General features: G+C 49.0%; 24 protein-coding genes and 1 other annotated feature. All 24 genes read right to left on the reverse strand.

Annotated elements, in window-relative coordinates:
• Positions 1 to 119: 119 nt before the first annotated feature.
• Positions 120 to 749, reverse strand: coding sequence for an orotate phosphoribosyltransferase (gene pyrE, locus QMZ64_RS10905; RefSeq protein WP_301441307.1), 630 nt, complete (start codon positions 747 to 749; stop codon positions 120 to 122).
• Positions 746 to 1465 (reverse strand): orotidine-5'-phosphate decarboxylase, encoded by a 720-nt coding sequence (gene pyrF / locus QMZ64_RS10910; protein WP_265627095.1) that lies wholly within the window; start codon positions 1463 to 1465, stop codon positions 746 to 748. The genes pyrE and pyrF overlap by 4 nt, the downstream gene beginning before the upstream one ends.
• Positions 1434 to 2369, reverse strand: coding sequence for a dihydroorotate dehydrogenase (locus QMZ64_RS10915; RefSeq protein WP_265627819.1), 936 nt, complete (start codon positions 2367 to 2369; stop codon positions 1434 to 1436). Before QMZ64_RS10915 ends, pyrF begins: the two co-directional genes overlap by 32 nt.
• Complete coding sequence (locus QMZ64_RS10920) at positions 2369 to 3139, reverse strand: dihydroorotate dehydrogenase electron transfer subunit (RefSeq protein ID WP_265627096.1); 771 nt, start codon at positions 3137 to 3139, stop codon at positions 2369 to 2371. The genes QMZ64_RS10915 and QMZ64_RS10920 overlap by 1 nt, the downstream gene beginning before the upstream one ends.
• On the reverse strand, positions 3136 to 6348 hold the full coding sequence (gene carB, locus QMZ64_RS10925; protein WP_265627097.1) for a carbamoyl-phosphate synthase (glutamine-hydrolyzing) large subunit: 3213 nt from the start codon (positions 6346 to 6348) through the stop codon (positions 3136 to 3138). The genes QMZ64_RS10920 and carB overlap by 4 nt, the downstream gene beginning before the upstream one ends.
• Positions 6333 to 7427: a carbamoyl phosphate synthase small subunit gene (locus tag QMZ64_RS10930; RefSeq protein ID WP_265627098.1), complete on the reverse strand. Its 1095-nt coding sequence runs from the start codon at positions 7425 to 7427 to the stop codon at positions 6333 to 6335. The genes carB and QMZ64_RS10930 overlap by 16 nt, the downstream gene beginning before the upstream one ends.
• Positions 7424 to 8710, reverse strand: a complete 1287-nt coding sequence (locus QMZ64_RS10935; RefSeq protein ID WP_265627099.1) for a dihydroorotase — start codon at positions 8708 to 8710, stop codon at positions 7424 to 7426. Before QMZ64_RS10935 ends, QMZ64_RS10930 begins: the two co-directional genes overlap by 4 nt.
• Positions 8694 to 9614 (reverse strand): aspartate carbamoyltransferase catalytic subunit, encoded by a 921-nt coding sequence (locus tag QMZ64_RS10940; protein ID WP_265627100.1) that lies wholly within the window; start codon positions 9612 to 9614, stop codon positions 8694 to 8696. The genes QMZ64_RS10935 and QMZ64_RS10940 overlap by 17 nt, the downstream gene beginning before the upstream one ends.
• Positions 9615 to 9758: 144 nt before the next feature.
• The gene (pyrP, locus tag QMZ64_RS10945; RefSeq protein WP_065644086.1) at positions 9759 to 11063 is read right to left on the reverse strand and encodes a uracil permease PyrP; all 1305 of its coding nucleotides are present in this window, start codon (positions 11061 to 11063) and stop codon (positions 9759 to 9761) included.
• 194 nt (positions 11064 to 11257) lie between these two features.
• Positions 11258 to 11806, reverse strand: a complete 549-nt coding sequence (gene pyrR / locus QMZ64_RS10950; protein WP_243940212.1) for a bifunctional pyr operon transcriptional regulator/uracil phosphoribosyltransferase PyrR — start codon at positions 11804 to 11806, stop codon at positions 11258 to 11260.
• Positions 11807 to 11983: 177 nt separating this feature from the next.
• Complete coding sequence (locus tag QMZ64_RS10955; RefSeq protein ID WP_265627101.1) at positions 11984 to 12898, reverse strand: RluA family pseudouridine synthase; 915 nt, start codon at positions 12896 to 12898, stop codon at positions 11984 to 11986.
• A gap of 1 nt (position 12899) precedes the next feature.
• Positions 12900 to 13439 (reverse strand): signal peptidase II, encoded by a 540-nt coding sequence (gene lspA / locus QMZ64_RS10960; RefSeq protein ID WP_279599895.1) that lies wholly within the window; start codon positions 13437 to 13439, stop codon positions 12900 to 12902.
• A 44-nt stretch (positions 13440 to 13483) separates the two neighbouring features.
• A complete protein-coding gene (locus tag QMZ64_RS10965; protein ID WP_075752924.1) occupies positions 13484 to 13849 on the reverse strand; it encodes a TraR/DksA family transcriptional regulator in 366 nt (121 codons plus the stop codon).
• Positions 13850 to 14115: 266 nt separating this feature from the next.
• Positions 14116 to 16884 carry an isoleucine--tRNA ligase gene (ileS, locus tag QMZ64_RS10970; RefSeq protein WP_265627102.1) on the reverse strand — a complete coding sequence of 923 codons (2769 nt, stop codon included), beginning with the start codon at positions 16882 to 16884 and terminating at the stop codon, positions 14116 to 14118.
• 51 nt (positions 16885 to 16935) lie between these two features.
• Positions 16936 to 17165, reverse strand: a binding site (T-box leader).
• 62 nt (positions 17166 to 17227) lie between these two features.
• The gene (locus QMZ64_RS10975; protein WP_020451319.1) at positions 17228 to 17722 is read right to left on the reverse strand and encodes a DivIVA domain-containing protein; all 495 of its coding nucleotides are present in this window, start codon (positions 17720 to 17722) and stop codon (positions 17228 to 17230) included.
• Positions 17723 to 17818: 96 nt separating this feature from the next.
• On the reverse strand, positions 17819 to 18595 hold the full coding sequence (locus tag QMZ64_RS10980) for a YlmH family RNA-binding protein (RefSeq protein WP_065644082.1): 777 nt from the start codon (positions 18593 to 18595) through the stop codon (positions 17819 to 17821).
• A gap of 134 nt (positions 18596 to 18729) precedes the next feature.
• Entirely contained in the window at positions 18730 to 19005 is a 276-nt protein-coding gene (locus tag QMZ64_RS10985) for a YggT family protein (RefSeq protein ID WP_065644081.1), read from the reverse strand.
• 7 nt (positions 19006 to 19012) lie between these two features.
• On the reverse strand, positions 19013 to 19465 hold the full coding sequence (sepF, locus tag QMZ64_RS10990) for a cell division protein SepF (protein WP_003181594.1): 453 nt from the start codon (positions 19463 to 19465) through the stop codon (positions 19013 to 19015).
• A complete protein-coding gene (locus QMZ64_RS10995; RefSeq protein ID WP_145653265.1) occupies positions 19462 to 20157 on the reverse strand; it encodes a YggS family pyridoxal phosphate-dependent enzyme in 696 nt (231 codons plus the stop codon). Before QMZ64_RS10995 ends, sepF begins: the two co-directional genes overlap by 4 nt.
• A gap of 6 nt (positions 20158 to 20163) precedes the next feature.
• Positions 20164 to 21003 carry a peptidoglycan editing factor PgeF gene (gene pgeF / locus QMZ64_RS11000; protein WP_265627103.1) on the reverse strand — a complete coding sequence of 280 codons (840 nt, stop codon included), beginning with the start codon at positions 21001 to 21003 and terminating at the stop codon, positions 20164 to 20166.
• A 224-nt stretch (positions 21004 to 21227) separates the two neighbouring features.
• Entirely contained in the window at positions 21228 to 21461 is a 234-nt protein-coding gene (locus tag QMZ64_RS11005; RefSeq protein ID WP_243940200.1) for a YlmC/YmxH family sporulation protein, read from the reverse strand.
• Positions 21462 to 21545: 84 nt separating this feature from the next.
• Complete coding sequence (locus QMZ64_RS11010) at positions 21546 to 22433, reverse strand: putative RNA methyltransferase (RefSeq protein ID WP_301441308.1); 888 nt, start codon at positions 22431 to 22433, stop codon at positions 21546 to 21548.
• Between the two features lie 263 nt (positions 22434 to 22696).
• Positions 22697 to 23494 carry an ABC transporter ATP-binding protein gene (locus tag QMZ64_RS11015; RefSeq protein ID WP_243940196.1) on the reverse strand — a complete coding sequence of 266 codons (798 nt, stop codon included), beginning with the start codon at positions 23492 to 23494 and terminating at the stop codon, positions 22697 to 22699.
• Positions 23495 to 23628: 134 nt separating this feature from the next.
• Positions 23629 to 24408: an RNA polymerase sporulation sigma factor SigG gene (gene sigG / locus QMZ64_RS11020; protein ID WP_003181576.1), complete on the reverse strand. Its 780-nt coding sequence runs from the start codon at positions 24406 to 24408 to the stop codon at positions 23629 to 23631.
• Between the last annotated feature and the right edge of the window lie 13 nt (positions 24409 to 24421).

Here is a 24421-nt window from a genome sequence, read left to right on the forward strand (position 1 = left end):
AACCCGACTTTTTTTATAGGATTAATAAAAAATAAAAATAATCCGATTTTACTATTTTTAAATCTGTAAAAAGACGCAAAAAAAGCCGTTCTCTCATTAGGAGAATACGGCTTTTTTCATTAGTCCATCCAAGACTTGCTTTCAGGGTCCGCCTTCCATTCTTTCAGTTTGGCGGCATCCTGTTCGCTGATATATCCGCCGGCAAGCGCAGCCTCTGTCAATGTATCGTAATCAGTCAGCGTGCGGTATTCAACGCCCGCTTCGTTGAAGGCGGCGGCGGCTTTAGGAAGCCCGTAAGTGAAAATCGCGGCGACACCGAGCACTTCACATCCCGCCTCTGTGAGAGCGGCTGCCGCTTCAAGGACGCTCCCTCCCGTTGAAATTAAATCTTCGATCAAAACGACTTTCTGTCCTTTTACAACAGCGCCTTCAATTTGGTTTCCTTTGCCGTGGGCTTTCGGTTTGCTTCTGACGTAGCACATCGGCAGGCTCAGCCTGTCGGCGGCAAGCGCGGCATGGGGGATTCCCGCGGTTGCCGTACCGGCGATCATTTCGGCTCCGGGAAACTTGTCTTGAATCAGTCCGGCAAGCCCTGAAGCTATATCATCCCTTACTTCCGGATATGAAAGCGTCAAACGATTGTCGCAGTAGATGGGCGACAGGATGCCGCTCGCCCATGTAAACGGCTCGTTCGGGCGCAGGAAAACCGCTTTGATTCTTAATAAATGGTTTGCAATGTCTGTTTTCATGCCTTGATTCCCTCCCACTCATGTCCTATTCTTCTGTAGGCTGACACAGGATCTTCCGCCTGTGTAATCGAACGGCCGACAACGATCGCCGACACGCCTTTTTCCCTTGCGTAGCCAGGTGTCGCCACCCGGACCTGGTCGTTGTTTTTGTCATCCGCCATGCGAATTCCGGGTGTCACGGTCAGAAAATCTAATGACGCGGCCCGGTAAATGTGTTCGGCTTCATGGACGGAGCAGACGACGCCGTCAAGTCCGCTTTTTTCAGCCAGCTTGCTGTAGTGAACAACTGTATCGAGAAGCGGCGTTTCAATCAGCAGCTCATGCTGAAGCATTTCTGAAGACGTGCTTGTCAGCTGGGTCACAGCAATTAATGAAGGGCGTTTCCGGCCTGCCGGAGTCCCCGCTTCAAGGCCTTCAAGCGCCGACTCCATCATTTGCTTTCCGCCTGCTGCGTGCACATTGACAAGGCTGACGCCAAACCCCGCCAGCCTTTTCATCGCCTTGTATACGGTCGTTGGAATGTCGTGGCATTTTAGATCGAGGAAAATGCGGCAGCCGCGCTCCTGCAACTTTTCAAGGATGGCCGGTCCTTCCTGATAAAAAAGCTCCATGCCCACCTTCACGAAAAGCTCTTCTCCATGAAACCGGTCCAAAAACGCATATGTTTCCTGTGCTGATGCAAAATCAAGCGCGATGATGGGCGGCGTATGTTTCATCCTTCCAGCTCCTTCCGACACACTCGTTCAACGAATGGTATCCGTATTTTTCTAAAACGCGCGGCAAATCGGCGATGATGTCGGGACAAGCAAACGGATTAACGAAGTTTGCCGTGCCGACGGCGACTGCGCTCGCACCCGCCAGCAAAAACTCAAGCACATCTTCGGCTGACTGGACACCGCCCATGCCAATGATCGGAATGCTGACTTTTTGGCTGACTTCATGCACCATTCTGATGGCCACCGGTTTAACGGCAGGGCCTGATAACCCGCCGGTTTTGTTCGCCAAGATCGGCTTTCCCGTTTTTAAGTCGAGCCGCATCCCGATCAGCGTGTTGATCATCGTCAAACCGTCCGCTCCCGCTTCTTCTATGGCAAGCGCGATGTCGGTAATATTCGCGACATTCGGCGACAGCTTCACATAGACGGGGACGCTCGCAACCTCTTTCACTGCTTTCGTCAGCTCGCCGGCCATTTCCGGCTGCGTACCGAAGGCGATGCCTCCCGTTTTCACGTTAGGGCAGGAAATATTCAGCTCGAGCGCATGAACGTTCGGCGCTTTGCTGATTTCTTCGGCCACTTCAACATAATCGTCGATCTGCGAGCCGGCGACATTGGCGATAATCGGTGTATCGAACTGTTCGAGCCACGGCAATTCACGTTCCATGACAGCCTTTAATCCCGGATTTTGCAGGCCGATGGCATTAAGCATGCCGGCTTGTGTCTCGGCGACGCGCGGCGTCGGATTCCCGAAGCGCGGTTCGCTCGTCGTCGCTTTAATCATGATCGCACCGAGACGTGAAAGATCGTAAAAGTTCGCAAATTCTCTCCCGAATCCGAAGCAGCCTGAAGCCGGCATGATCGGATTTTTCAATTGAAGGCCCGGCAAATTGACTTCAAGCATCATAACAGCACCTCCTGAGCTTTGAAAACAGGGCCGTCAAGGCATACCTTCACATAAGACGTTTCGCTTTCTTCCGTATGGCAAACACAGGCAAAACAAGCGCCGATCCCGCATCCCATGCGCTCTTCCATCGACAGATAAACCTCTTTATCCGGATAGCGCTGTTTTAAAGCTTTCAGCATCGGCGTCGGTCCGCAAGCCATTATACAGTCAAACTGAAGTCCCTCGTTTTCAATGACATCTGTAACAAACCCCTTTGAACCGCGGGTGCCGTCTGCGGTTGCCACATAAACCCGGCCGAAACGGCTGAATTCCTGTTCGTAAAAGACATCTTTTGCAGAAGCAAATCCTAACACATGGATCGTGTGCACCCCTCTATTTGTCAGCTGTTTGCTCAGCTCGTAAAGCGGCGGAACACCGATCCCCCCTCCGACGAGAAGAGCCGTTTTCCCCGGTTCAAGCGATTCAGCCGGAAAACCGTTGCCGAGCGGACCGAGGACATCGATCTGATCTCCTTCCTGTTTTAAAGAAAGGAGGCTTGTGCCTTCCCCATCCTTGCGAAAGATGATGGTCACCTGCCGTGCGGCTTTGTTGACAGCGGCGATGCTGATCGGCCGCCTCAAAAGCGGCGTGAGGGAGTCTGAGACCTTGATGTGAAGGAACTGGCCGGGAGCGCCGCAAACTTCGGCAATCTCCCCTTCCAGCACCATTTGATAAATATGATCCGCGATACAATTGTTTGAACGGACTGTCATATACCCTTTTCTCATCTGACGGCCGCCTTTTGCTCGATTTTAATCGCCGGCATATGATCGGCGCGGAAGCTCATGCTTTCAAGCACCCGCAAAATCGCTTCCGCCGTATCAAGGGATGTCAGACAGGCAACGCCGTTTTCAACGGATTCGCGTCTGATTCTGAAGCCGTCTCTTGCCGGCTGCTTCCCTTTTGTCAGCGTATTGACGACGAACTGCGCTTCCCCGTTTCGAATGACATCAAGGAGATTTGTGCCTTCTTCGCCGATTTTCCCGACGGTTTTAACAGGTACGGATGCGTCTCTTAAATAGCCGGCCGTTCCTTCCGTAGCCAATATTTTATAGCCGATCGCATGGAACCGCTTGGCGATCAATAGTCCTTCCTCTTTATCTTTATCAGCAACTGTCAGGAGAACAGAGCCGTAATTCGGAATTTGGATGCCTGAAGCGATCAGTCCTTTGTATAGCGCTTTTTCCAAAGTGCTGTCTTTGCCCATGACTTCCCCGGTCGACTTCATTTCCGGTCCGAGCGTGATATCCACTCTCCTCAGCTTTGCAAACGAGAAGACCGGCACTTTCACATATACGCCTTCCTGCTCTTTTTGGAGGCCTTCTGTATAGCCCATATCGGCAAGCTTCCCGCCGAGAATCACTTTTGTTGCAAGATTGGCCATCGGAATGCCGGTGATTTTGCTGAGAAACGGCACCGTGCGGCTCGATCTCGGGTTAACTTCAAGCACGTAAACCTCCTCTTTTGAAAGGACAAACTGAATGTTGAGCAGGCCGACGATGTTTAAGCCTTTTGCAAGCTTAATCGTGTATGCTTCAATCTTTTTCTTGATGTCCTCTGAAAGGGATTGCGGCGGGTAAACGGCAATCGAATCCCCCGAGTGGACGCCGGCCCGTTCGATGTGCTCCATAATCCCCGGAATGACGACCGTTTCACCGTCAGAAATCGCATCCACTTCAATTTCCTTTCCGGTCAAATATTTATCGATCAGGACAGGGTGCTGCGGATTGATTTTCACTGCATTCTCCATATAATGGAGAAGCTCTGCTTCCTGGTAGACGATCTCCATCGCACGCCCCCCAAGTACATACGATGGGCGGACAAGCACCGGATAGCCGATGTTGGCTGCGATTTCAACGGCGCCTTCCACAGATGTCGCCGTTTTTCCGAGCGGCTGAGGCACATGCAGCGTTTCAAGCGTCTGTTCGAACTTGTCGCGGTCCTCGGCGCGGTCCAAATCTTCAAGAGATGTTCCGAGAATGGCGACGCCCCGCTCCGCGAGCTCGTCGGCAAGGTTGATCGCAGTCTGTCCGCCAAACTGAACGACGACGCCTTTCGGCTGCTCCAAATCGATGATATGCATGACATCTTCAACAGTAAGCGGCTCAAAGTAGAGCTTGTCGGAAATGCTGAAGTCCGTTGAAACCGTCTCAGGATTGTTGTTGATAATGATTGCTTCATAGCCGGCTTCTTTTATCGCCCAGACCGAATGCACGGTCGCATAATCGAATTCGACCCCCTGGCCGATTCGGATCGGACCCGAGCCAAGAACGATGACGCTGTTTTTGTCTGTTCTGACCGATTCATTTTCCTCTTCATATGTGCTGTAGAAATAAGGTGTTTCCGATTCAAATTCGGCCGCGCATGTATCAACCATTTTATAAACAGGCATGATACTTGCTTCTTTTCTAAGATCATAAAGCTTTCGTTCAGGCATCTCCCAGAGAAGGCTGATGAAGCGGTCTGAAAAACCGAGCTCTTTCGCTTCTTTTAAAAGACCGAGTTCGCCGCGCCCGGCTTTCAGCTTCTCTTCAAAGCGAATGATTCCCTCAAGCTTGTGCAGGAAGAACAGGTCAATTGCCGAAAATTCGTGGAGATCGCTGACTGTGTATCCTCTTCTAAACGCTTCGGCCAAGTAAAAGAGCCGTTCGTCTCCCGCTTTTTTAATCCGTTTTTCAAGCACTTCATTTGAGATCTCACCGGCATCTTTCAGCTCCAGGTGATAGACATCCGCTTCAAGAGAACGGACCGCTTTCAGGAGTGATTCCTCCCACGTTCTTCCGATCGCCATCACTTCGCCCGTCGCTTTCATCTGCGTGCCGAGCCTGCGGTTTGCCGATTCGAATTTATCAAACGGCCAGCGCGGTATTTTTGAAACGACATAGTCGAGCGCAGGTTCGAAAGACGCGTACGTTTTTCCTGTAACAGGATTCATCATTTCGTCAAGAGACAAACCGACGGCGATTTTAGCGGCAAGCTTTGCGATCGGATAGCCCGTCGCTTTTGAGGCAAGCGCTGATGAACGGCTGACCCGCGGGTTTACCTCGATGATGTAGTACTGAAAGCTGTCCGGGTCAAGCGCCAGCTGAACGTTACAGCCGCCTTCGATTTCTAGCGCGCGGATGATTTTCAGCGATACATTGCGAAGCATTTGGTATTCGCGGTCGCTCAGCGTCTGGCTCGGCGCGACAACGATACTGTCCCCGGTATGAATCCCGACCGGATCGATGTTTTCCATATTGCAGACGACGATTGCATGGTCGCTCGAGTCTCTCATGACTTCATACTCGATTTCTTTGTAGCCGGCGATGCTCTTTTCAAGCAGACATTGGTGAACCGGGCTCATTTTTAAGCCGTTTTCAACAATTTCCTTCAGCTCGTCTTCGTTTGAGCAGATGCCCCCGCCTGTTCCGCCAAGCGTGTATGCCGGCCGGACGATGACGGGGAAGCCGATGCGCTCGACGAATTCGCGCGCTTCCTCGAGCGAGTGGATGATCTCGCTTTCCGGAACCGGTTCATTCAACTCATTCATCAGGCTTCTGAACAAGTCGCGGTCCTCCGCTTGTTGGATCGCTGCCAATTTCGTGCCGAGCACTTCAACGCCGCACTCAGCCAGGATGCCGTGCTCGGACAGTTCGACCGCCAAGTTGAGGCCCGTCTGCCCGCCCAATGTCGGCAAAATGGCGTCCGGCCGCTCTTTGCGGATGATCCGTGTTAAAAATTCAAGCGTCAGCGGTTCGATATATACACGGTCGGCCATTTCCGTATCCGTCATGATCGTCGCCGGATTCGAGTTGACGAGAATGACTTCATAGCCTTCTTCTTTTAAAGCGAGGCAGGCCTGTGTGCCCGCATAATCAAATTCCGCCGCCTGCCCGATAATAATCGGCCCTGATCCGATCACCAAAATCTTTTTGATATCTACGCGTTTAGGCATACCGCTTCCCCTTCTTTCTCTGTGGTTTCAATCATGTGTAAAAATTGATCAAATAAATGGTTGGCGTCTTCCGGTCCCGGTGAAGCTTCCGGATGGTATTGAACTGTGAAAGCCGGTTCGTGTTTATGTTTAAGCCCTTCGATTGTGTCGTCATTAATCGCCACATGTGTCACTTCAAGCGGCGTGTTTTCAACAGAAGATACGGTATAGCCGTGGTTTTGAGCCGTAATTGATACTCTCCCGGTTGCAAGCTCTTTAACCGGATGGTTGGAACCGCGGTGTCCGAATTTCATTTTCGCCGTCTTTGCTCCGCAGGCGAGGGCAAACAGCTGATGGCCGAGACAGATGCCGAACAATGGAATCTTGCCGAGAATGTTTTGGATCATCGCAATCGCTTCAGGTACGTCCGTTGGATCTCCGGGTCCGTTTGACAGCATCACGCCGTCAGGCTTCAGCTGCATCACTTCTTCTGCCGTTACATTGTGAGGAACAACGATCACATCGCATTTGCGCTTGTTCAGCTCCCTTAAGATGCCGTGCTTCATTCCGAAATCGACAAGCACGATTCGCTTCCCTCTTCCAGGGCTCGGATATGCCGTTTTTGTTGAAACTTGGCTGACCTGATCGGTCGGAAGGTTCGTTTCTTTCAGCTTTTGAACCAAAGCCTCAGCATCTTCTTCCGGGCCGGCAAAAACCCCTTTCAGCGTACCTGCTGTTCTGATCATTCTTGTCAGCTTTCTCGTGTCAATCCCTGAGAGTCCCGGGATGTTCTTCATTTTTAAATATTCATCAAGGGTATAAGCAGAGCGCCAGTTTGACGGAAGTTGACATAATTCCTTTACGATAAACCCTTTTACATAAGGGGTGATGGATTCAAAGTCGTCTCTGTTGATCCCGTAGTTCCCGATCAGCGGGTAGGTCAGGGTGACAATTTGTCCGCAGTATGACGGGTCTGAGAGGATTTCTTGATAGCCTGTCATCCCCGTGTTGAATACGACTTCTCCCATCGTATTTTCCAGGCTGCCGAAAGCTTCCCCTTCAAAAATCGTTCCATTTTCTAGTACAAGACGTCTTTTCATTTTACAAGTCTCCCCTCTTGGTAAACGAGTTTTCCATTTGCCATTGTCATAACCGGCCAGCCGAAGCAGCTGATGCCGTCAAACGGCGTGTTTTTCCCTTTAGAAAGAAAGGTGCTTTTGTCAATTTTTTCTTCGCGTTCAAGATCTATGAGCGTAATATCCGCGGACCTTCCGGCTTCAAGCTTCCCGTAAGGAAGTCCGAACGCCTCGCAAGGTTTGACCGTCATATAATCGTGCAGCTGTTTCAGCGTCCATTTGCCTGTTTTGACAAAGTGCGTGTAAAGGAGCGGAAAAGCCGTCTCCAAGCCGACAATCCCAAATGGCGCCAGGCTCATCGTCTGTTGTTTTTCTTCTTCTGTATGAGGGGCATGATCCGTTGCGATAAAATCGATTGTTCCGTCTCTAAGGCCCTCAAGGAGCGCTTCTCTGTCTTCCGGACTTCTGAGCGGCGGATTCATTTTATAATTTGTATCAAGACCGGGAATGTCACTGTCTGAAAGGAGCAGATGGTGCGGCGTCACTTCCGCCGTCACGCGGATTCCCGCTTTTTTGGCATCGCGGACGACCCTGACCGATTCCTTCGTGCTGATATGACAGACATGGTAATGGCAGCCTGCCGCTTCGGCAAGAAGCACGTCCCTTGCGATGTGAACCGCTTCGCACACTGAAGGAATCCCGTTTAAACCGTTGGCTTTGGCAAATTCCCCATCGTGTACACTGCCGCCGTAAATCAGTGAATTGTCTTCACAGTGGGCGACAATCGCTTTATCGATCGAAGCCGCTTTTTTCATCGCTTCATACATCATCCCCGCCGTTTGAACGCCGACGCCGTCATCTGTAAACGCGAACGCACCTGCGTCTGTCAGCCCTTCGAAGTCGGTCATTTCCTGACCTGTTTGTCTGATGGTGATGGAAGCATACGGCAGCACTCTGACAGATGCCGTTTCGTCAATGCGGTTGACGAGCCACTCCATCTGCTCTTTCGTATCGGGGACAGGCCGCGTATTCGGCATTGCGGCGACAGTTGTAAACCCGCCTCTCGCTGCGGCTTTTGCACCTGTTTCGATCGTTTCTTTCTTCTCGCCGCCCGGCTCTCTGAAGTGAACATGAAGGTCAACAAGCCCTGGTGAGACGAAAAGTCCATCGGCATCGATGACCGTTTCTCCCAAAGCGGCCTCAAGGTTTCCGATTTCGCTGATTGAATCGCCTTCAATCCTGATATCGCGTTGTACTTTTTCGCCTTTTTCGTCGAGTATGAAGCCGTTTTTAATTAAATAAGACATAAGCCTGATCTCCCCTTTTTTTGTTTTCGCCGTTTAGAAGCGCTCTTTTTAAAACCGCCATTCTGATATATACACCGTTTTCCATTTGTTTGAAAATCCTCGACTGAGCGGATTCGACAAGCGCACTGTCAATCTCGACACCTCTGTTGACAGGCGCAGGGTGCATGATGACCGCGTCTTTTTTCAGGAGCTCCGCCCGCTTCAGCGACAGTCCGAAAGTTTCAAGATAATCGCGTTCTGCCGCCTTTTTCTCATGACGTTCGTGCTGAATCCGGAGAAGCATCACGACATCCGAATTTGCGACCGCTTCGTCAGGCGACACATATGTCCCATAGGGATTGTCTTCATCCCGCCATTCGGCTGGACCTGAGAAAAGAACCTTTGCTCCGAGTCTTGTCAGCACTTCAGCATTCGATCTTGCCACTCTGCTGTGTTTGATATCTCCGTGTATGGATACCGTCAATCCGGCAAATCTGCCCCATTCCTCGTGAATCGTCAGCAAGTCGAGCAAAGATTGAGTGGGATGCTGACCGCAGCCGTCTCCGGCATTGATCACCGGAATGCCGACGTGTCCGATGAGTTCATCATAATAATGATCTTGAGAGTGTCTGATCACACATACATCAGCGCCGATGGATTCGAGTGTCTTGACGGTATCGTACAACGATTCTCCTTTTTGTACGCTTGTTGAAACACCGTCCAGGTTCAACACATTCATGCCGAGTTTCTTTTCAGCCACTTCGAAGCTGAAGCGCGTTCTTGTGCTCGGTTCAAAAAACAGATTGGCAGCAAACTTTCCGGAGAGGACGGAATCGGACTTGCCTTTTTTCAGCTCTCTCGCCTCTTCAATCAGCTCGTGAATATCCTCAAGACTAAGCTCATTCATTGCGGTCAAGTGTTTCATTTTTTCTCCCCCTCAGGCTTTAATTTCCCGTAAAAAAACCCCAAGCTATAACGGCTTGGGGTACAGTGAATCAGAGAATGCGCTTTTTAGCACTTCTCTCTCCGCAACCCTTTCAAGCCTCTCTGGACTTCATTTAAAAGGTTTTTAAATATGCTCTTCTATTTCAATCCCGTCCTGATCTCCCTTTGATTCAGGCAGGACAAGGTTTAAAATCACTCCGACGATCGCCGCAAGCGCCATGCTTGACAGCTCGAACCCTGAGATTTTGATAAATGCGCCGCCCACTCCGATGACGAGAATGACGGATGAGATGATCAGGTTTCGCTTGTTTTCCAAGTCAATTTTGTTATCGATCAGCATGCGCAGTCCGCTTGATGCGATGATACCGAACAGCAGGAAGGAAACGCCTCCCATGACTGCAGAAGGGACAGAACTGATCAGGGCCGAAATTTTGCCGATAAACCCGAAGCACAGTGCAATGACAGCCGCTCCGCCGATGACAAATACGCTGAATACTCTTGTGATGGCGAGTACGCCGATGTTTTCTCCGTAAGTCGTTGTCGGCGGTCCGCCGATGCATGATGCCAGCATCGTTGCGACGCTGTCGCCGAAAATCGAGCGGTGAAGCCCGGGCTTCTTAATGAAATCCTGACCGACGACTTTGCTTAATACCATTTGGTGGCCGATATGTTCTGACATGGTCACGAAAGCAACGGGCACCATGGCGATTCCGATTCCGACAGCCGCCGCGCTCGGCGTATAGTCGACAAACGGAATGACGAAATCAGGAACAGCAAACCATTTTGCGTCAAGTACCATCTGGAAGTCGACGATGCCTTGGGTCAGGGCGAACAAGTACCCGCCGATAATACCGATCAAGACCGGAATCAGGCTGAAAAACCCTCTTAAGAAAATCGCGCAGATTATGGTGAGCGCGAGTGTGAATCCTGCGACGCCAAAATGTTTGGCGCTGTAGACGAGCTCTTTTGCTCCAGAATCTTCATACATGGCCATATTGACAGCCGTGCTTGCCAGTCCGAGTCCGATGACGATAATGACCGGACCGACGACAACAGGCGGCAGGAGCCTCATCAGCCAGTCCGTTCCAAGCTGCTGGATGAGCAGGGCGATCAGCCCGTAGGCGATGCCTGCCATAAATGCGCCGATCATGGCCGCACCAGGGCCTCCGGCGGCTTTTGCCGCGATAATCGGTGCAATAAATGCAAAGGATGAACCTAAGTATGCCGGGATCTGTCCTTTTGTAATCAAGAGATACGCAAGCGTCCCTAGCCCGCTCGTAATAAGGGCTACGCCCGGGCTTAAGCCTACAAGCTTTGGCACGAGGATCGTCGCCCCGAACATGGCAAACAGATGCTGCAGGCTGAAAGTTATCCAATTCAAAGGTTTTGGTACTTCTCTGACACCGAGGTTCACTTTTTTCTGACTCATATTTTTTCCTCCTGATGGTTGACTCACTGTCTATGATGTCTTCATATCCTGAAAAGATTGCGCCCATTAAAAAAGCCTCTTTGCTTAAATTGCGCAAAGAGGCAGACAAAGATCCGCCGCATGATGAGGCGGCTACCTTTCGTTCTATCCCTCTTTGCAAACTCACTGGAATGCATTTAAAAAAGGATTGTCATTCACTTTTTATAAATCGCCGCAAGGTCGCGTCCGTCAACTTCTTCCAATTGAACCATGACCTTTTCGGTTTTCGATGTCGGAATGTTTTTCCCGATATAATCTGCTCTGATCGGCAGCTCTCTGTGGCCGCGGTCGACAAGCACCGCGAGCTGGATAGATGAAGGCCGCCCGACATCGACGAGCGCATCCATGGCCGCTCTGACCGTCCGTCCCGTGTAAAGCACGTCATCGACGACGATCACCTTTTGATCGGTGATGTTCGCCGGAATGTCCGCTCCTTTGACAAGAGGCTCTTCATTGGACGTTTTTTTGGAGAGATCATCCCTGTAAAGGGTGATGTCAAGCTCTCCTACGGTGACTTTGTTTCCTTCGATTTGCTCAATCCGTTCGGCAAGCCGTTTGGCCAGATAAATGCCTCTCGTTTTGATTCCGACTAGGATACAGTTGTTCATTCCTTTGTTTCGTTCAATCATTTCGTGGGCGATTCTTGTCAGCGCCCTTCTGATCGCCTGTTCGTCAAGCACAACAGCCTTTTCTTGTTCTTGCATGGCCAGCACCCCGCATCTTTTAAAGGATAAAACAAAAACCCCTTCTGCATAAAGGCAGAGAGGGGGTCTTTAAACGAATTCATTGATTCGCTTGTCCGGTATCCTTCTCAGCCTCTCTGGACTGTGTTAAAGAATCTGATTTAACTGCATTTATTATTTCAAAAAAGAAAACGTCTGTCAACGTTTATTTCGAATTTTGTCGAGGAGATTTTTCATATCGTCAGGCAGAGGCGCCTCAAATTCAACATATTCTCCCGTACGCGGATGGTCAAATCCCAATACGCCCGCATGCAGCACCTGGCCGTTGAAATCGACCGTCTTTTTCGGGCCGTATTTCGGATCTCCAGCCAGAGGAAAACCGATATATTTCATATGCACGCGAATTTGATGGGTTCGCCCCGTTTCAAGCTGGCATTCAACAACAGTGAAATCGTCGAACCGTTCGATCACTTCAAAATGAGTGACGGCATGCTTTCCATTTTCCCTTGTGACCGTCATACTCTGCCTGTCTTTTTTATCCCTGCCGATCGGCGCGTCGATCGTCCCGTGGTCATGTGAGATGACGCCGTGGACAAGCGCGGTGTATTTTCTCGTCACCGTTTTGTTGACAAGCTGATTAACGAGCGATTCATGCGCCATATCGTTTTTGGCAACCATCAACAGGCCTGAAGTGTCCTTGTCAATCCGGTGGACGATGCCCGGCCTCATCACGCCGTTGATGCCTGACAGATCGTCACAATGCGCCATCAAACCGTTAACAAGCGTCCCCGTCAGATGGCCGGGTGCCGGATGAACGACCATTCCGCGCGGCTTGTTGACGACCAGGACGTCCTGATCCTCGTAATAAATATCAAGATCCATCGGTTCAGCCGTGACATCCAGCGGTTCCGGTTCGGGAACATGGACTGACACCGCATCCCCTTCCTGAACTTTATAATTGGCTTTGACCGCATTTCCGTTCACCAGCACGCGGTCTTCTTTAATCCACTGCTGCACCTGAGTCCGCGACCAATCCGCTTCAACTGCGGTCAAGTACTTGTCAATCCGTTCACCTTTATGTTCTTCATGAACGGTCATATCAAAATGCTCCATGTTACAGCTCCTTCTTCTTCTTTCCGTCTAACAGCATTTGTATAAATAAGAGCAGGACACCGACGCATAAAGATGAATCGGCAATGTTGAAAATCGGATAATGATAATTGACGATCGTCACGTGTATAAAATCGACAACTTCTTGCCTGAACACGCGGTCGATAAAATTGCCGACAGCACCGCCAAGCATCAATCCGAGAGCGGTTCCGAGCAGGATTTGTCCTTTGGCATGTTTTTGAATGTAGTAAACAATGCCAATGATAACCGCCGTGGTAATGATGTAAAAAAACCACATCTGTCCGGCCAAAATGCCCCATGCCGCGCCTGTATTCCTGTGCGACGTAATTTGAAAGAAACCGTCGATGACGGGAATGCTTTCACCGTACTCCATTTTGCCGACGACCAGCCATTTTGTAAATTGATCGATACCGATAATAAGCAGTGCAATTATGTAATAAGGCACAAACCGTTCCTCCAGTTTCTGTTTCTCTTCATTTAAGCATTTTAACAAGAAAAAGAAAAGGAGTAAAGGAATATTCATTGACATCCTGAAAGAGGGCAAAAGCCCTCCCCTCTTACAGAATGTTATGAATAGAGCGCCCGGTTGAACGTCTCATCCGTCTCAGCCCAAATAGGAAGCGTCTTTTTTTCAAACTGGGCATGATATAAAAAATCGTTCGCAGTGCGCGCGGTCGGCAGAATAGCCATTTTTTCCAGCGGAATTGCCTGATTCGTTTCTTCGCAAATACCGTATGTTCCGTTTTCGATTTTCGAAAGAGCCAAAAGCACGTCCTGAAGCTCTTCTTTGACATGATACATAAGTGTTGCCTGCTGATACGAATTGATGCCTTGAGAATCCTGCTGAAAAAAGGAGTATTCAAAAAGCCTTGCTTCCAGTTCTTCCTTCATTTGAAGAAGTTCGGTATGAATTGCCGCCAGCTGATCGTTCACGCCTACATCAACTCCTGCTCTTATCGTTTGTGACCTTAGTGTTACCGACAAAGCCGGTATCCAAGCCCAAAAGATTTTTCCTGACGTACAAAACGATGTCAGCAATGGCATCCTTTCTGCAGGATATGATGACGGCAGCGTTCAGCCAGGACGCCTGGCGGTTAGCTGCCGATCCTTTTGATATCCGCGAACACTTACTTAGCAGGCCTGATAGGGTTTGGCGGCATACTAAAAGCGGTTCGGAAAAACTCCGAACCGCTTCGTGGTTAATTTTGATAATACGTCTTCACAATTCCGGCACAGCGAGGGCAAAGTTCCGGATGATCGGCATCCTGGCCGATTTCTTTGGAAACCATGCGGCATCGCTCACATGTCTCGCCTTCTGCCTGAGCAACGACGATTTTTCCTGTGTCAAACGTCTGCGCATCTTCAGGCGCTTCGGCTTCCGTTCCGCCGATAGCAAGCTCTGACACGATGAACAGCTGTTTGACGTCTTCCTTGATCGAAGAAAGCAGCGCTTTTGCTTCTTCATTCGGATACAGCGTCAAGCTCGCAACCGAAGATTTTCCGATGATCTTTTCATTACGCGCTGTTTCAAGCGCTTTAAGAACATCGTCGCGAAGCTTCATGAAGCTGTCGAACTTCGCTTCCGTCTCTTTTGCATTCGGAATGTCTCTTGTTTCCGGCATATCGGTAAGCTGCACGCTTTTTTCCGATACGAATGTGAAGTGGCTCCACATTTCGTCCGCAGTATGCGGCAGGATCGGCGCAATCAGCTTGACAAGCCCGAGCAGCGTTTCGTAAAAAACGGTCTGCATGCTGCGGCGGTCTTTATGATCGGCGTGTTCAATATAAACGACGTCTTTGGCAAAATCCATATAGAATGAGCTGAGCTCGATCGCACAGAAGTTGTGGACAGCATGGTAAATGACCGCAAAATCGTATTCTTCATATGCTTTTTTGACTTTTTCAATAAGGCTGTTCAGCTTGATCAAAATGTACTGATCAACTTCGCGAAGTTCTTCCACAGCGATTGCATCTTTCGCCGGGTCAAAATCAGCAATGTTTCCGTGAAGGAAACGGAACGTGTTGCGGATCTTCCGGTACACTTCTGCGACTTGCTTTAAGATCGCGTCAGATACGCGGACATCTGCTTGATAGTCGACAGACGCGACCCACAGCCTTAAAATATCGGCCCCAAACTGATTCATGATTTTTGCCGGAACAACGACATTGCCGAGCGATTTGCTCATTTTGCGGCCTTCTCCGTCAAGGGCAAAACCGTGTGACAGCACACCTTTATAAGGTGCTTTACCCGTTACGGCAACGGCTGTCGAAATCGATGAGTTAAACCAGCCGCGGTATTGGTCAGATCCTTCCAGATACAAGTCTGCAGGTCTTACAAGATCATCGCGCTCTTCCAGTACGGCCTGATGTGACGAACCTGAATCAAACCAGACATCCATGATGTCCTGTTCTTTTGTGAACTTGCCGTTCGGACTTCCCGGGTGAGTAAAGCCTTCCGGAAGCAGTTCATTCGCATCTTTTTCAAACCAAATGTTCGAACCGTGCTCCCTGAATAGTTCAGAAACGTGGTCGATCGTTTCATCCGTGATGATCGGCTCCCCGTTTTCGGCATAAAATACCGGAATCGGCACGCCCCATGCGCGCTGTCTTGAGATACACCAGTCGCCGCGGTCGCGGATCATATTGTAGAGGCGCGTTTCGCCCCATTCAGGCACCCATTTTGTTTCTTTCACCGCGTCAAGAAGCTCGTCTCTAAAGTCTTTGATAGAAGCGAACCATTGGGAGGTCGCACGGAAAATGGTCGGTTTTTTCGTTCTCCAGTCGTGCGGATAGGAGTGGGTGATGAAATCGAGCTTCAGCAAAGCGCCTTTTTCTTCGAGCTGTTCTGTAATCGGCTTGTTGGCCTGATCGTAAAACAGTCCTTCAAAACCAGGGGCTTCGCTCGTCATATGTCCTTTTTCATCAACCGGGCAAAGCACGTCAAGTCCGTATTTCTGACCGATGATAAAGTCGTCTTCCCCGTGTCCCGGAGCGGTATGGACGCAGCCTGTACCGGCATCTGTTGTTACGTGTTCACCGAGCATGACAAGCGAATCTCTGCCGTATAAAGGATGAACCGCGACGATATGCTCCAGGTCTTTTCCTTTAACGGTTTGAACGACTTCATGATCTTCAAAGCCGATCGCTTTTGCCACGCTTTCAATCAATGCGCTTGCCATCACATAGCGCGCGCCTCCGGCAGCAACAACGCTGTATTCTAATTCAGGGTGTACGGCGATGCCGAGGTTGGCCGGGATCGTCCACGGCGTTGTCGTCCAGATGACGATTTTTTCGCCGTTTGTTAATACACCTTTTCCATCTTTCACATCGAATGCAACATAGATAGACGGCGAGCGTTTATCATGGTATTCGATTTCAGCTTCAGCCAGAGCGGATTCGCTTGAAGGGGACCAGTAAACCGGCTTCTTCCCTTTGTAAATATAGCCTTTTTTCGCCATTTCGCCGAATACTTTAATTTGCTGTGCTTCAAACTCCGGCTTAAGCGTCACGTATGGGTTTTCCCAATCTCCTCTGACACCGAGCCGCTTAAATTGCGTTTTTTGGCCTTCGATTTGCTGCCATGCATATTCTTCGCAAAGCTTGCGGAATTCGGCTACCGTCATTTCTTTGCGCTTCACTTTTTTGTTTTTCGTGAGCGCTGTTTCAATCGGCAGGCCGTGTGTATCCCAGCCCGGAACGTACGGTGCATGATAGCCGCTCATCGATCTCGAACGGACGATGAAGTCCTTCAGTACTTTGTTGAGCGCATGGCCCATATGAATATCGCCGTTCGCATACGGAGGTCCGTCATGAAGCACGAACATCGGCCGGCCTTCGGTTCGCTTCTGAACGAGGCTGTAAATGTCCATATCTTCCCATTTCCCCTGGATTTCAGGTTCACGGTTCGGCAGGTTTCCTCTCATCGGAAAATCTGTTTTCGGCATTAAGAGCGTGTCTTTATAATCCATTACCATTCCTCCAAAACATCTTTTCTAAAACAAAAAAAGCCTTTTCATCCCATAAGGGACGAGAAGGCTTTGATCTCGCGGTACCACCCTTTTAGACAAGCCGATTCGGCCTATCCGCTCAAACATCGTAACGTGATGGGACGTCCTTTCCTACTGGACGGTTCAGAAAGGAAACTTGAGGGCTGATTCACAACGATTCCAACAATCCCGGGCTTACACCGCCCCCGGGTCGCTTTTATTGTTCTCAGAAATCAATGTCTGTCCCTCTCAAACGTTTTTCACTCAATTTATGAACGTATTATATGCGAACGGATGACGATATGTCAAGAACGCAAACGAAATTCTATTCTTTTTCATCCATAACGGCGTCTACTTCGTATTCAAGCAAATGATCCCAGTCGTCGTTTTTCAACAGGTCAAGCTGCGCTTCGATCAGCATTTGGAAACGGGTTCTGAACACTTTTGACTGCTTTTTCAGCTCTTCGATTTCCATCGCGATCTTTCTCGATTTTGAAAGAGACTCATTAATGATCCGGTCAGCGTTTTTCTCAGCTTCACGGATGATGAGCTTCGCTTCTTTCTCGGAATTGCGCTTTACGTCTTCTGCTGCTTCCTGTGCGACAAGGATCGATTTATTCAACGTCTCTTCGATCGTCGAAAAATGGCCGAGACGCTCGTCAAGCTCGTTCACCTTTGATTCAAGCTCATTTTTTTTGCGCAGAATGATCTCATAATCCTTTCTCACCTGGGCCAGGAACTCGTTCACTTCATCTTCGTCATAGCCGCGGAACGCTTTTGTAAATGTTTTATTATGAATGTCATTTGGCGTCAAAGGCATGCTGCCCACCTCCATTATTTTTCTTTATGTACACTTGTCCTAGTCAACATTATAAAGCAAAATTCGACCGGGCGGAGAAAAAACTGTTAAAACGCGTCATTTTTGTTTTTCAAACGTCAATCTCCATTTGCCCTTCTTCGTTTTGCCGTCAATGTTTTTCATCCTGAAGCGGCCAAATCCCCGGATCGAAACCATATCCCCTTCCGCCAGTGCATATGAAGGGTCTTCGATGACTTTCCAGTTCACTTTCACGAGGCCGTTTTTCACGAGAACCTGTGCTTTTTGCCGGGATTGTCTGCTCATTGCCGAGCAAATCGCATCAAGCCTCAAAGATGAAACCGTATCATCCCTTATTTCGACATCCTGCTCCGGTACTTTAAGCTTTGAAAGCGGAATTTTTTCAAGGGAAACTTTCACCTTGCCGATTTGTGTCAGCTGGGTGAAAACAAAATCAGCGACTTCTTCCGAACAGATAAACTGCCATGTCCCGTCCGAAAAGATCAGGTCGCCGAACTTTTGGCGCCTCAATCCGATGCCCATCAATGAGCCGAGAAGCTCGCGATGCTCGATGGAGGCGAATTTTTGCGGATAGATGACTTCCCAGCCCTGAAGCTGAAAATCTTCGGCAGACGGCTCGGCATATTCAGGGAACAGCACAGCCCTCTTTCGTTCTGCTTGAGGAAAGCCCCCGAAAAATTCAAGTCTCACGTCGTCCGACTGACCGATGACAGATTGCAGGATCACCTGTTCCCGCGGGTCCAAAAAATCGGTCAGCTTCATCCGGTACTGTTCCGCCACAATTCTTTTCCACTCAAGAGCCTGGTCGATAAACGGCTCTTCGTCTTTTCTGAAGTGCTGGTAAATATCGCTCATTGTCTTTCCTTTCTATGTAAAGAGGCCTGGCCTACAGCCAAGCCCGATACTCGGCCCGCAAAGATTGAAGGCACGCTCCTGAACCACGGCGCCGCTGTCGCCGGTAAGTGTTACGGGAGATCGGCATAATGTCTTTAAAAAGCGCCGAGCATTCTGAAAACCGCAAGAAGCCCTGCATCTGCGAACCGCAGGATGAAAATCGCCACAATCGGAGAAATATCAATCATCCCGAGCGGAGGAATGATCCTTCTGAACGGTTCGAGATAAGGCTCGCAAAGTGAAGCAAGCACCCGTCCGAATGAAGACTCCCTAGCATTAGGCACCCAAGACATAAAAATGTAAATAATGAGCGCAAACGAATAAACGGTTAGAAGAATACTTAAAACTCTATAAATATAAAATAGGATCATCTGTGATTTACCACCTCTGATGTTCTTCTTCTATGAGCTCGGAAATCGTGCCGGAGACATCAACGTTTTCAGGCGTGCATAAAAAGATGTCCGCTCCGATCCGCTGAATATCGCCGCCGAGAGCATATACAGTTCCGCTCAAGAAATCAACGATTCTTTTCGCCTGATCGTGCTGAATGCGCTGCAGGTTCACGACGACGGCGCGGCGGTTTTTGATATGGTCTGCGATTTCCTGGGCTTCCGCGTACACCCGAGGCTCACTTAACACTACTTTAGAAGATTTCTGAACGCTTTGCAAACTTACGACATTCTGCTTCCCAGCCGCTTTAGACTGGTAGGCGGTTCTGTCTTTCGATTCATGCTCTTCAGGGATTTCCTCCCTGTCTGTTTCAATGTACTCGTACTCGTATTCCTCATCATCCAAGGAAAAAAAGTTTTTAAATTTGTTTTTCAAACTCATGATTGTCCACCTCCAGTTTCATTTCCGACTAAGGAAGATCCGATTCTGACGAATGTCGCGCCTTCCTCGACTGCGATCGTATAGTCGTTAGACATCCCCATCGAAAGCTCGCTGCACGGGGCGTTCCATTGACCGAGCCCGCGAACCTCGTCGCGCAGCTCTCTCAGCAAGCGAAAACAGCTTCTGATTGCCGTCTCGTCATCCGTAAAAGGAGCCATCGTCATTAATCCCGCAATCCGGATGTTTTCATATGCAGACAATTTTTTCACAAAAGGAAGAACCTCTTCTTTTGCCATGCCGTGTTTTGAAGATTCAAGGGATGTGTTGACCTGAACAAAACAGTCAATCGGTTTTTTTGCCCTCTTCTGAATCTCGTCGGCCAATGAAAGCCTGTCTAAAGAATGGATATATGAGACATGATCGATAATTGCTTTTACCTTTCTCGTCTGCAGGGTTCCGATAAAATGCCATACCGGTTCGCTGTCTTTCAAAGCGTCGAGCTTATGAAGCAGCCCGGTATCGCGGTTTTCTCCCAAATGTCTGATTCCTGCATCAAGCGCTGCCTGCGCCCGTTCCGGGGAAACATATTTCGTGACAGCGATGACGGATATTTCGTCGGGCGTTCTTCCCGCTTTGATACACGCTTCGTTGATCCTGTCATTTATATGTCGTAAATTGCTTTTTACATCCACCTGAAGCTATACCTCCTTTAATCCGATGAAGGACATCATCCGTCCGGTTTTTCCCCGGTCTCTCCGATGGGAGAAAAACAGTGAATGCTCGCAGCTTGTACAAAGGGAACTCACCTTAATCTGGCTGTTTGGAATTCCGGCGTGTACAAGCAGCTGCCTGTTCACTTCTTTTAATTCGAGACGGTACTCCCCTTCTTTTATCGTCAAAAAGGCTTTGTCTTCTTGCTGAAGAGGAAGATTTCTGATTTTGTCTATTACATGATCGTCGACAGTGTAGCAGCACGCGCCGATCGCAGGCCCGATCACGGCGTGGATGTCTGCGGGATTTGATCCTTCCCGGCTGACCCACGTGTCGACCATGCTGGCTGCAATCCCGAGCGCGGTGCCTTTCCAGCCCGCGTGAGCGATTCCGGCCAGCGAGCGGACCGGATCGTAAAAATAAACGGGAACGCAGTCGGCAAAGCAAAGCGCCAAAAACAGGTTTGGCCTGTCTGTATAAAGTCCGTCCGTAGCCTTCAGCGCCGTATCGTATCGGAAAGCGCCGCTGGCGCGATCGCCATCCATCACTTTTTGAATCCGGTCTTCATGCGTCTGATCGGCAAATACCCAGTCGTGCAGATCGGTTTTTAAGATGTCGGCAATCTGTTTTCTGTTATTGATGACATGCTGTTCATGATCCTGAACGTGCAGCCCTGTATTCAATGAGTGAAAAGGCGGTTCGCTTTCTCCGCCGTTTTTTGTCGTAAATCCGGCTGTGACGGCTCCGCCGGTTTCCGCCGTCTGATTCCATTCCTCAATCAAAAGCATTGACGGAGCATCAAGACGAAAGGGGTTATATGTATTCATGGTGATCAGCCTTTCGACAAACATCGTAGTCTTTCATCATATCGCTCCTATTTTAACACATCTTGATGCATTCGTTTAGTTTCGTTTCAAAAAACTAAACGAAATGTATTGTTTGCAACATTTATCGCCGTTTTTGCAGACGGTCTAACCGGTACACAATAATGTTGAAAAAAGCAGGCGGATAAGGGCCCGCCGGTTGATCAGGCATCATCTCATATGCTTGATCAGCTTAAACGCACAAGAATCACATCTTCTCCAATTTTAACAATATTTCGCCACGGGATGACGATTTCCTCTTCTTTTCCGAAAAATCCGAAAACTTTCCCCGTTCCACCGATGACAATCGCCTGGATTTTGCCTGTCGTTACATTAATATCGATATCGCCGATGCTGCCGAGCCTTTTCCCGTTTGATACGTTAACGACATCTTTTATCTGGAAATCAGAAATGTTCATCATATCCACCGCACGCCTCCTCTGATCAAATCTCCTTTTAAGATTATATGAAAGGCAGTCCTTTATTTAGACTGCCTTTTCGGTGGTTTATTTCGTTTTTTTCCTGCCGGTTAAAATATCGAGATGGACGGTCGTCACAGCGGATTCTTTCTTTAAAAAGGCATTGATCCGCTCCTTTTCCGCGCGCCATGATAATGGCGTCATCTTGATGAGCGGCGCGAGGAGACTTTGGTCTAAACGTTTGCTGTAGGCGATCTCCGTTCTGCCGATCAGATCGAAATAGGACGAGAACCGCTCAGCCGAATCCTCGCTCGTATAGGCTTGTTTGTCCGAGCCGTTGTACAAAAATCCCCGCAGTTCTTTCAGATAGCCGCTTTTCGGAATCACTTTCAAAACGATGCCGTCATCCGATAACAGCCGCTCGAATTCCGCGTAATTAGAAGGCGACAATATATTGAGGATCGCGTCGAATGAACGATTCCGAAACGGCGCGGCAGCCAGATCGGCGACACACCAGATCGCCTCTCTTTCTTGCTTAGCCGCCGACACAATCCCGGCTTTCGCCAAATCCAGCCCGACACTAAGGACAGGCGTTCCGGAACGCGCATGAAGCATTTCAGCGATTCGCGCCAAATGCGAACCTTCCCCGCAGCCGGCATCAAGGATGCTGACAAAGTTGCAAAACGGGAGGCCTGCTTGTTCGAGACGGTCTGTCAACGCGCCGCTAAGCGGTTCAAAAAAGCCGGCGGCTGCTAACATTCTTCTCGCTTCAAATAATTCTTTATCATATTTAACAGAAGGAGCATGCGTCGTGACATTGACATATCCTCCTCTTGCGATATCAAACGTATGTCCGTTTGCACAGATCAGGCTTTTTAAATCGGTGACCGCCATGTTCGCTGCGCATATCGGGCACTGAAACAACGTTTCATGCCTCTTCATGAGCGATGCTCTTTTTAATTTTTTATTCATCATTGTTACACCTCATTCATTCACATTTAAACAATGAAAAAGGCATAGACAAATAAACCCGCTCCTTCGGCATTTTTTCAAGACGAAGGTGTGGATGGTTTAAGCGTTTGTCTATACCTTTCATTATCTGTAGCGAATGAATTGAATGATCATAATGATGAACCCCTCATTAACATGACGTTCTCTATTATCTTACCAGCTTCTTTAAGATGAGGAAAGCTGAAAAAAGCCTCCAAACAAGGAGGCTGCCAAAGACATCATTTGTTTTAAATGTTGAGGTTTGCAAGCTTTTTCTTGGACAAATACGGTCTGCCGTCCGTCCATACCGCCTGGACGGGCATATCGAAAAATTCGGACAAAACCCCGCCGGACATCATCTCTCTTGTCTTCCCCAAGGCAAACACTTCACCTTTTTTCAACAGCAGCGTTTGGCTGAAAGCGGGGAGAATTTCTTCTGCATGGTGAGTAACATAAAGCATGGACGGCGCACTGTCTTTTTTGGCAATTTGTTCAACCGTCTCCAGCACCTGCTCCCTCGCGATGAAATCAAGACCGGTTACAGGCTCGTCGAGAATCAGCAGCTCTGGATCGGCCATCAAGGCCCTTGCGATCAGCACTTTTTGCTTTTCTCCCTGAGAGAGCGTTTCATATCTCCTGTCCGCATAACGGATGGAGCCGAATTCCTCCATGAGGGCGATCGCTTTCTCCCTGACAGACTGTGAAGGCGATTCATAAAGGCCGATCGAAGCGAAAGCGCCGCTTAAAACAATTTCAAATGCACTGTCTTCAGGATACAGCTTCTGCTGCAGGGCCGCCGACACAAGGCCGATTTTTTGGCGAAGCTTTTCGTTCAGCTCCGTTTTTCCAAATTCGCGCCCTAACACGGTAACTTTTCCTGTTGTCGGAAAATAATAAGCGCACAGCATGTTCAACAGAGCGGTTTTACCGGCCCCGTTCAATCCGTATAACGCCCAGTGCTCCCCCTTCTCCACCGTCCAATCAATATCCTTTAATATCCACTCTCCGTTTCGTTTTAGTGAAGCACGCTCAAGCTGCAGAACCATACGAAATCCCCCTTTTTTATGTAAATATTCTGATAAATTAAAATATAATTCTTTTATTATAGCTTATTTATTTAACAAAGTGAATGAGAGATTTTCCATTTTTAGCATGTGAAAAGCCGCAGATTGACTGCGGCTTAGTGAATGTTCTTATTCATTTGTTTAATGGCGGCTTTTTCCAGCCTCGAGACCTGGGCTTGGGAAATTCCGATCTCATCAGCGACTTCCATTTGCGTCTTGCCTTGGAAGAAGCGTTTTCTGAGGATCATTTTTTCCCGTTCGTTCAGCCGTCTCATGCCTTCTTTTAAGGCGAGCTCTTCGATCCATTGCGAATCCTTGTTGCGCTCATCGCTGATTTGATCCATGACATAAATCGGATCTCCTCCGTCATTGTAAATCGGCTCAAACAAAGATACAGGATCTTGAATGGCGTCAAGCGCAAAAACGATTTCTTCATGGGACACTTCAAGCTCTTTAGCGATCTCCTGAGCCGTCGGCTCCCTGCTTGTCTCACTGATCAGCCGTTCTCTCACTTGCAGCGCCTTGTACGCGATATCCCTGAGTGACCGTGAGACGCGGATCGGGTTGTTATCGCGCAAATATCTGCGGATTTCTCCGATGATCATTGGTACAGCATATGTTGAAAACTTAACATTGTGGCTCAGATCAAAATTATCAATTGATTTCATTAGTCCGATGCAGCCGACTTGGAATAAGTCATCAACATACTCTCCTCTGTTGTTAAACCTTTGAATGACGCTTAAGACAAGGCGCAAATTACCGTTAACAAGCTTTTCTCTTGCTGTCGTGTCTCCTTCATCCTGCATTTGCTTGAACAACTTTCTCATCTCTTCGTTCTTCAGTACGGGCAGTTTTGATGTATCAACCCCGCAGATTTCAACTTTATTTCTCGACACTTTTTTCCCTCCC

Source organism: Bacillus sp. LB7 (genome assembly GCF_030449715.1).
GTDB lineage: Bacteria > Bacillota > Bacilli > Bacillales > Bacillaceae > Bacillus > Bacillus paralicheniformis.